The following is a 7125-nucleotide window of genomic DNA, read 5'->3' as shown; positions in this document are numbered from 1 at the left end:
CTGCAGAAACTGATCGAAACCGGTGCACCCGCGGCCACTGCAGCCGCGAAGTAGGGCAGGAGCGATGGTTTAGAATCGCGGCCTTCCAAGGATTCGCCGCGCACTCGCCATGTCTGTCACCACCCGTTTCGCTCCGTCCCCGACCGGCTTTCTGCACATCGGCGGCGCGCGCACCGCGCTGTTCTCCTATCTGTACGCGAAGCGCGATAACGGAAAATTTCTGCTGCGTATCGAGGACACCGATCGCGAGCGCTCGACCCAGGAAGCGGTCGACGCGATCTTCGAAGGCATGGCCTGGCTCGGCCTGAACGGCGACAACGCCGAACCGATCTACCAGACCCAGCGTTTCGATCGCTACAAGGAAGTGATCGCCCAGATGCTGGTCGAGGGCACGGCCTACCACTGCTATGCCAGCAAGGAAGAGCTCGACGCGCTGCGTGCCGAGCAGATGGCCAACAAGCAGAAGCCGCGCTATGACGGCCGCTGGCGCCCGGAAACCGGCAAGGTATTGCCAGCGCCGCCGGTGGGCGTCGCGCCGGTGGTTCGCTTCCGCAATCCGACCGAAGGCGAAGTCGTCCTCGATGATCTGATCAAGGGCAGGATCGTGTTCGCCAGCGACGAGCTGGACGATCTGATCATCGCCCGTGGTGATGGCACGCCTACCTACAATTTCTGCGTCGTCGTCGATGACTGGGACATGGGCGTCACCCACGTCATTCGTGGCGATGACCACGTCAACAACACGCCGCGCCAGATCAACATCCTGCGCGCGCTCGGCGCCACGCCGCCGGCCTACGCCCATGTCTCGATGATCCTCGGCAGCGACGGCGCCAAGCTGTCGAAGCGCCACGGCGCGCTCGGCGTCATGGAATACAGGGCGATGGGTTTCCTGCCGGAAGCGCTGCTGAACTACCTGGTTCGCCTCGGTTGGAGCCACGGCGATCAGGAGCTGTTCACCCGCGAGGAAATGATCGCCAAGTTCGATTTCGACCATGTTTCGGCTAGCCCGGGCCGCTTCGACATGGAGAAGGCCTGGTGGGTCAATCACCAGTACCTGAAGAGCGTCGATCCGGCGGTCGTGGTTCCGGAATTCATCTGGCATCTGGAGAGGATCGGCGTCGATGTCGCCGCCGGTCCGAGCCTGACTGCAGTCATCGAGCAGCAGCGCGAACGCTGCCGTTCGCTGGTCGAGATGGCGGAGAAGTCGAAGTTCTTCTTCGCCGACCTCGATGGCTACAACGAGAAGGACGCCGCCAAGCACTTCAACGCCGACTCGCTGGCGCTGCTCGGCGAACTGCGCACCCAGCTGGAAGCGCTGCCGGAATGGACCACCGAAGCGCTGCACGCGGCAGTCAACGGCTTTGCCGAAGCCAAGGGTCTGGGTCTCGGCAAGATCGCCCAGCCGATCCGGGTCGCCGTCTGCGGCATGGCGGTGTCGCCGCCGATCGATGCGACGCTGTTCCTGCTCGGCCGCGAGCGGACGCTGGCGCGGCTGGCCGCCGCCGTCGCCCGCGCCTGAATCTGCTGCCGCTCTTTACTGAATAACGGAACATCGAACATGTCCATCTCCATCACCTTCCCCGACGGCAACGTCAAAGCCTTTGACGTCCCGCCGACCGGCCTGTCGATCGCTACCGGCATTTCGCCGGGCCTGGCCAAGAAAGCCGTCGTCGTCAGAGTCAACGGCGAGTTGTGGGACCTGAACCGGCCGATCGATCGCGATGCCGCGTTCGAGATCGTCACCCGCGACAAGCCCGAAGCGCTCGAAGTGATCCGCCACGACGCCGCCCACGTGCTGGCGCAAGCCGTGCAGGAGCTGTTTCCCGGCACCCAGATCACCTTCGGGCCATCGACCGAATATGGCTTCTATTACGACTTCGCCCGCCCGGAGCCGTTTACCGAGGCCGATCTGGCGACCATCGAGCAGCGGATGCGCAACATCGTCAAGCGCGATCTGCCGATCGTCCGCGAGGTGTGGTCGCATGAAGATGCGGTCAAGCATTTCGAGAAGGCCGGTGAAAGCTTCAAGGCCGAATGGATTCGCGACGGCATCAAGGCCGATGAAGAGCTGACCATCTACAAGCAGGGCGATGCCTGGCTGGACATGTGCCTGGGCCCGCATCTGCCGTCGACCGGCAAGCTCGGCACCGCATTCAAGCTGACTCGCGTGTCCGGCGCTTACTGGCGTGGTGATGCGAACAACGCCCAGCTGCAGCGCATCTACGGCCTGGCGTTCGCCAACGACGCCGATCTCGAAGCCCATCTGAAGATGGTCGAGGAAGCCGAGAAGCGCGATCACCGCAAGCTCGGCAAGCAGCTCGATCTCTACCACCAGCAGGAAGAAGCGCCGGGCATGGTGTTCTGGCATCCGAAGGGCTGGGCGATCTGGCAGGCGGTGGAGCAGTACGTGCGCAAGGTCTACAAGGCCGGCGGTTATCAGGAAGTGCGCGGCCCGCAGATCATGGACGTCAGCCTGTGGAAGAAGAGCGGTCACTGGGATAACTACCAGGACAACATGTTCTTCACCGAAAGCGAGAAGCGCACCTACGCGATCAAGCCGATGAACTGCCCGGGCCACGTGCAGATCTTCAATGCCGGCCTGCGCAGCTATCGCGATCTGCCGGTGCGCTACGCCGAGTTCGGCGGCTGCCATCGCAATGAGCCGAGCGGTGCGCTGCACGGCATCATGCGGGTGCGCGCCTTCACCCAGGACGACGGCCACATCTTCTGCACCGAAGCGCAGATCGAACCGGAAGTGACCGCGTTCCACCAGCAGGCGATGCAGGTCTACGCGGACTTCGGGTTCACCAATCTCGACGTCAAGCTGGCCTTGCGTCCGGACAAGCGCCTGGGCGATGACGCGACCTGGGATCGTGCCGAAGATGCGCTGCGCTCGGCGCTGCGCGCCGCCGGTGTCGCTAGCTGGACCGAGCTGCCGGGCGAGGGCGCGTTCTACGGCCCGAAGATCGAATATCACCTGAAGGATTCGATCGGCCGCGCCTGGCAGGTTGGCACCATGCAGGTCGATTTCATGATGCCGGAGCGCTTGGGTGCGACCTATGTCGACGAGAACTCCGCGCGCCAGCATCCAGTGATGCTGCATCGGGCGATCGTCGGTTCGATGGAGCGCTTCATCGGCATCCTGATCGAGCATCACGCCGGCGCGCTGCCGTACTGGCTGGCGCCAGTGCAGGCCGTGGTCACGCCGATCGTGTCGGACGCCGACGCCTACGCAACCGAAGTCGCCGCGGAGCTTTCCAAGCTTGACGTCCGCGTGCAGACCGATCTGCGCAATGAAAAGATCAACTACAAGATCCGCGAGCACTCGCTGCAGAAAGTGCCTGTAATCATCGTAGTCGGCCGCAAGGAAGCCGAAGAGCGCACGGTTACCCTGCGTCGCCTTGGCTCCGAGCGTCAGGAGACCTTGTCGCTGGCCGATGCGCTATTGCAGTTGCAGACCGCCTGAGTTCGCCCATGCGCCTGATCCGTCTTGCTGTCGCCGGTGTGCTGCTGATCTCTGCGTCCGCGTTCGCCGCCGAGGCGGCGCCCTACACGCTGCTCAAGGGCGAGTGGGAGCAGGGCGGTTTGCTGATCGGCAAGGCGGCGCCGGGCAGCAAGCTGAGCTTCGAAGGCCAGAGCTTGAAGCTCAGCGACGATGGCCGCTTCGTGATCGGCCTCGATCGCGATGCCAAGCCTGAAGTCGAACTGCGGATCACCCCGCCCGGCGGCGTTGCCATCGTCGAGACGCATGACGTCGCCAAGCGCGAATGGGACGTGCAGGCGCTGACCGGCATCGAGCCGAAGTTCGTCGATCCGCCAGCCAAGGTGCAGAAACGCATCGCCGCCGAGCAGGTGATCATCAAACGCGCCCGGACCCGCGATACCGCGATCGACGATTTCGCCACGCCATTCATCTGGCCGGCGAAGGGCCGCATCAGCGGTGTCTTCGGCAGCCAGCGCGTGCTCAATGGCAAGCCGAAGTCGCCGCATTACGGCGTCGACGTTGCGGTGCCGGTCGGCACGCCGCTGGTCGCCGCGGCGGGCGGCATCGTCAGCCTCGCCGAGCCGGATCTGTACTTCACCGGCGGCACTGTCTTCATCGACCACGGCCACGGCCTGCAGTCGGTGATGGTCCACATGTCGCGGCTCGATGTGAAGGTTGGCGATCGTGTCGAGCAGGGCCAGCAGGTCGGCCTGAGCGGCGCCACCGGCCGGGTCACCGGCCCGCATCTGCACTGGGGCCTGTACTGGTTCGAGCAGAAGGTGGACGCCCAGAAGCACACCGGGCCGATGCCGGCGAACTAGGTTGCTCGGCTGCGCAGTTCGGCCAGTTCCGCTTCGAGCTTGGCAATCCGCTCGTACAAAGGTTCGACGGCACCGCGCAGCTGCGTCTCCGTGTAGCGCGGCGTGATGTGCTGCGAGCAGTTCCAGTCGTAGGCTTCAACCGCAATCATGGCGATCCGCTCCATCGCCGCGCGATACGGATAAGGCCGCAGCGCCGCTACCAGCGCTTCGTCGGCCTCGGCCACATCGACCAGCCTCATCCGGCCAAGAATCTTCAGCCGGCGGCGGTTCTGGTAGTCGACCAGAAACAGCGCCACGCGATCATTGCCCGCCAGGTTGCCAGCCGAGATGTATTGGCGGTTTCCGCGGAAATCCGCGTAGGCGAGGCGTTTGGCATCGAGCACTTTCAGGAAGCCGGCCGGACCGCCGCGATGCTGCAGATATGGCCAGCCAGTTGCCGATACGCTGGCCTGATAGAAGCTGTCGCGCCGCGCGATGAAATTCGCTTCGGTTTCGCTGAGCCTGTCGAATGGCCCGTTATCGTCGCGATAGCGGGCCATGTCTTCTGCCGCACCGTAGTGCGTCTGCATCGCCAGCACGTCGGGTGTGAACGTCAGTTCGGCGTAGCGGTGAGGCATGGCGATGTCCTGTGAGGGCTTGCGACGAGATTGTCATCACCCTGCCTTAATCTGAAAACTCACGACTTGATTCTGGAGCAAGCCATGCAATTCGATCATCGGACCGGCCGCTGGCGCCGACGCAGCCAAAACCTCGACCGCCGCAGTGTGTTGCGCGGTGGTCTGCTGGGTTTGGGACTGGTCGCGGTCGGCGGTGGCCTTGCGAGCTGCCAGGGTGGCGGTTCAGCCGATGGCGGCACCCGTGGTGATGGCGTTGGCGGACGTGGTGCGCTGGCCGATCTCGGCCCCTTGTCGACGACGCCGGACGCCAATGATCTATTGCTGCCGGCTGGCTTCACCGCCCGCGTCATCGGCCGCGCCGGCGAAGTCGTTCCCGGCACCAATTTCCGCTGGCATACCGATCCGGACGGTGCCGCTGTATTCGCCAAACCGGACGGCGGCTGGGTCTATGTTTCGAATCGCGAGCATCTGCCGGGCGGCGTCAACGCGATCGCCTTCAACGCCCAGGGCGCGATCGAACGCGCCTACGAAATCCTGCCCGGCGCGCTCAGCCGCACCAATTGCGGCGGTGGCGTGACGCCGTGGCAGACCTGGTTCAGCGGTGAGGAATTCGATCGTGGCCTGATCTGGGAATGCGATCCCTTCGGCGTCGCCGAGCCGCAGAGCTGGCCGCTGCTCGGTCGCTTCAAGCATGAAGCGGCGACGGTCGATCCCGCCTCGAACATCGTCTATCTGACCGAGGACGAACCGACGGGCCGCTTCTACCGCTTCGTGCCGGATGCCCCGAATGTCGGCGGCCGCGCCGATCTGAGCCGTGGCCGGCTGCAGGCGCTGCGCATCCTGGCTGATGCAACGGTGGTCAACACGCCCGGGCAGGGCAGCCACTACAAGATCGACTGGCTCGACATCGCCGAGCCGAATCCGCGACTGGGCTTGCTGTCAACGGCCGTGCCGACCCGCAACCAGCAGCCGGACAGCTTTGCGTTCAACGGCGGCGAAGGCATCTGGCAGCAGCGCGGCGTCGTCTACTTCTCGACCAAGGGCGATCGCCGGGTCTGGGCGCTCGATGTCGCTGCGCAAAGCCTGCAGGTGATCTACGACGATGCCGCGTTCGCCACGCCGCCGCTGACCAGCGTCGACAATCTGGTGATGACGCCGGGTGGCGACGTGATCGTTTCCGAGGATCAGAACAGCGAACAGATGGCCGTCGCGATCCGGCCGGATGGCCGTTTCCAGCCGCTGGTGCAGCTCGGGCCGAAGCACGTCGGCTCCGAAGTCACCGGCCCGGCGTTCTCGCCGGATGGCCGTTTCTTCTACTTCAGCTCGCAGCGCGGTACCAGCAATCTGGTCGGCACCGACGGCGTGACCTATGCGGTCGAAGGGCCGTGGTGGACGGCCTGAGCTGATCGATTCGGGCGACGAGACGAAACCCGCGCCCAGCAAAAAGGCGGAGCCGCTTTCGCGGCTCCGCCCAGTCTTCGAAGTGCTGCGGTGCTGCGATCGACTTACGGCGCCACTTCGTCGTTTTCGCGGAAGTTCACGGCGCTGCAGTCGGCGATCATGTTGCGGAACACCAGGTGCGGGCCGCCGGTCGTCGAGGAACCGCCCGCTTCGTTGACACGGTTGAAGGTGTTCTCGACGACGTTGTTGCCGTCGTTGTCATCGAGGTCGATGCAGCCGAACGGGAAGTCGCCGGTGATGATGGTGTTGTTGATCGAGAAGCGCATACCTTCGCGGGCCAGCATGCCGAGGCGGTCACCGGCAGCCGGCGACGGACGAGCCGCCGGACCGAGCACCGTGATGTTGGCGAGCAGCGGAAAGGTGACCGGGGTACGGGCAAAGCGGCCATCCATCTCGAAGCCCGAGTTCGGCAGATCGTTTTCCTGGATCACCAGCGCGAACTGCACGCCGCCGGTGAAGCCATTGTCGAGATCGATCGAGTCGTCCTGCGCGCCGGTGAACACCATGTGGGTCGCGAAGGCGTTGCCGCCGAAGAACTCGATGCCGTCATCGTTCGAGCGGTGCACCTGCACGTAGTCGATCGAGGTGCCACGGCCGACGCCGCCCGCGGTGATGCCCTGCAGTTCGTTGCCTTCGGCGATGATCGAGCCGGTGGCGCGAACGATCACGTAGCGAAGGGAGCCCGAGCTGTCGTTCGGCGAGTTGCCGCCATAACGGCCGACATTGCCTTCGATCAGCACGT

General features: G+C 64.5%; 5 protein-coding genes and 1 pseudogene. 4 read left to right on the top strand and 2 right to left on the bottom strand.

Annotated elements, in window-relative coordinates:
* The first annotated feature begins 109 nt into the window (after window positions 1–109).
* From gltX to QZY06_RS12325, 3 genes are read left to right on the top strand one after another with little or no spacing between them, the layout of a single operon-like run.
* Window positions 110–1519 carry a glutamate--tRNA ligase gene (gene gltX, locus QZY06_RS12335; RefSeq protein ID WP_295684738.1) on the top strand — a complete coding sequence of 470 codons (1410 nt, stop codon included), beginning with the start codon at window positions 110–112 and terminating at the stop codon, window positions 1517–1519.
* Between the two features lie 39 nt (window positions 1520–1558).
* Complete coding sequence (gene thrS / locus QZY06_RS12330; RefSeq protein WP_295684736.1) at window positions 1559–3466, top strand: threonine--tRNA ligase; 1908 nt, start codon at window positions 1559–1561, stop codon at window positions 3464–3466.
* An 8-nt stretch (window positions 3467–3474) separates the two neighbouring features.
* Window positions 3475–4305: a M23 family metallopeptidase gene (locus QZY06_RS12325; protein ID WP_295684734.1), complete on the top strand. Its 831-nt coding sequence runs from the start codon at window positions 3475–3477 to the stop codon at window positions 4303–4305.
* Here QZY06_RS12325 and QZY06_RS12320 read toward each other — a convergent pair.
* Window positions 4302–4922 carry a pyridoxamine 5'-phosphate oxidase family protein gene (locus tag QZY06_RS12320; RefSeq protein WP_295684731.1) on the bottom strand — a complete coding sequence of 207 codons (621 nt, stop codon included), beginning with the start codon at window positions 4920–4922 and terminating at the stop codon, window positions 4302–4304. The two genes, QZY06_RS12325 and QZY06_RS12320, sit on opposite strands and share 4 nt — an antisense overlap.
* A gap of 84 nt (window positions 4923–5006) precedes the next feature.
* On the opposite strand from QZY06_RS12320, the gene QZY06_RS12315 reads away from it, so the two are divergent.
* Window positions 5007–6323 carry an alkaline phosphatase PhoX gene (locus QZY06_RS12315; protein WP_295684729.1) on the top strand — a complete coding sequence of 439 codons (1317 nt, stop codon included), beginning with the start codon at window positions 5007–5009 and terminating at the stop codon, window positions 6321–6323.
* Window positions 6324–6427: 104 nt separating this feature from the next.
* On the opposite strand, the pseudogene QZY06_RS12310 reads toward QZY06_RS12315, so the two are convergent.
* Window positions 6428–7125, bottom strand: a pseudogene (locus tag QZY06_RS12310) (hypothetical protein); the annotation flags it as partial.

Origin of the sequence: uncultured Nevskia sp., assembly GCF_903885465.1 — a bacterium.
Classification (GTDB): domain Bacteria; phylum Pseudomonadota; class Gammaproteobacteria; order Nevskiales; family Nevskiaceae; genus Nevskia.
This window is presented reverse-complemented; position numbering and strand designations above follow the sequence as displayed.